Here is a 1,805-nt window from a genome sequence, read left to right on the forward strand (position 1 = left end):
AGCCCTCGAACGCGTAGTTTCCGATGGAAGTGACTCCATCCGGGATGGAGACGCTTGTGAGGCCCGAACAGCCATAGAACGCCCAGGTATCAATTTCCGTCAATCCTGTCGTTCCGCTCAAATCAAGCCCGATTCCGAAACTTTTTTTATTGATTGCAGTTTTTATAGCGGTAATGGTTGAATCAGAAATCGTTCCTTTAACGATAACTGTCCCATCTTCTGTCATTGCGTTTATTTTTGCGACGACATTGCTTGCATCCGCATGAATTTCCCACTTCGCATACAGTTTTACATTTGCGGTTATAGGCTTGTCAAAATCAAACGACTGTTCTGCGAGTGTTTCTCTGCTGTTGTTGGAAGCATACCAACCAATCAAATCGTACGGAGTTCGCTCCGATGTTGGTGCAGTGGCTTTTGCCCCATAACGTACTATTTGCGTGGTAACCTCGCTTCCGCCTTTTGCGTCAAATTCTACGTTGTAGGTTTTGCGGTTATATTTGATTTCGATAACAGCAACCGAGTTATCGTCGGTAAGAGTTTTCTGCTCGAATCTTTGCGATTCAAATCCTTCGATAGTTTTTGCAGCGGCTGAGGTTGTTTCGTTAGGATTTAGATAAAATTTTTCTTCTGTATCTAGCGTATATTCATCATTTTCAATGTTTTGCAAAAGGTGCTTTACTGTATAACTGTATTCCTGCCACCGTGCGTACAGCGTCTTTGTACCTGTGCTGCCAGCCGCAATCGATTCGACTTTGTTTCCACCGGTTTCGGCATCGTACCAACCTATAAAGGCATAACCTAAAATATTCTCCAAATCGGTGAGCGTAACATAGTCTTCGCCAGTATAAATTTCCGGATTCGGGTTCTCTACGTCTTTAAGGTTCTCGTAGCTGATTTTGTATCCCCATGCTGCGTACAAGGTCGCATCTTCTACGAGTTCCCAAATTTTGCACCCTTCGCCCTAAGAGTCGATGAACTTCGTTCCTTTTGCGTACTTTTCGGTGTAGAATCCGCCAAAGTTGCTGTTCGCTAATGTAGGAACGTCTTCGAGGTCTGGAAGTTTTTTTCCGTAAGTTGCGGTAATTTCAGTTTTTTCTCCGTTGTTGTCGAGCGTAACCGTGTAGGTGTTCGCAGTCCATTTTGCGGTGAGAGTCGTGTCGGCGGTAATTTTGGTTGCAAAGTCAAAATCAGCTTCGCCGCAGAGCCAGGCAGAGAACGTGTAACCAGTTCTTGAAGGTGCCTCCGGGCGTGTTGCGAGAGTTCCGCTTTCAACAGTCTGAGAAGCAACCTCGCTACCTCCGTTAGAATTGAATGTTACGGTGTAATATGCTGGCTCAGAAGAGTCTGAGTCCGAACTGCACGCGTTAAACGCGAAGAGCAGCGCGACCGAGGCGAGTGATAGTAAAAGTTTTTTTATGAGTGATTTTTGCATTGAAACTTCCCCCTTTTTGTAATGCTTGCGGTTAATATCAAAAGTTATTAAAAATCGGATTTTGCTTTTTAGATGTTATGTCCGAAAGTTCAGGTTTATTTTTACCTTATTAAGTTTTTGTTTATCAGAAGTTTAGAAACGTTGGGCAGCTCAAAAACTCAATCTTTACTCGTTTTGGAGCTGCCCGAAAAAAAATTGCCATAAATATTGGTCTAGCAAATTCTAAAATATTTTCTAAATCCTGTTCGTATTACAGGAATCCTGTCAAAAGTTTTGCCACAGCTTGGGCAGTAGTAGGTGTCGGTATCATAATAAGCGTCGTCAAATCCGCAGTATGGGCATTCTGTGTTCATATATCTTTCTCCTCGTATAT

The 1,805-nt window shown here is 43.2% G+C and carries 2 protein-coding genes; both read right to left on the reverse strand.

Features of this window, described 5'->3' with window-relative positions; translation table 11 throughout:
• Nucleotides 1-919 (reverse strand): InlB B-repeat-containing protein (locus JI65_RS16845; protein WP_191018324.1); only part of this gene is annotated, 919 nt, incomplete at its 3' end.
• Between the two features lie 42 nt (nt 920-961).
• On the reverse strand, nt 962-1,432 hold the full coding sequence (locus JI65_RS16850; RefSeq protein WP_191018325.1) for an InlB B-repeat-containing protein: 471 nt from the start codon (nt 1,430-1,432) through the stop codon (nt 962-964).
• Nucleotides 1,433-1,805: the final 373 nt, after the last annotated feature.

This window comes from Treponema zioleckii, from assembly GCF_014737315.1.
GTDB classification, from domain to species: domain Bacteria; phylum Spirochaetota; class Spirochaetia; order Treponematales; family Treponemataceae; genus Treponema_D; species Treponema_D zioleckii.

What these genes read in the sequence shown, in the direction of transcription:
- JI65_RS16850 (WP_191018325.1), bottom strand. Translation starts at nt 1,432, where the DNA reads ATGCAAAAATCACTCATAAAAAAACTTTTACTATCACTCGCCTCGGTC.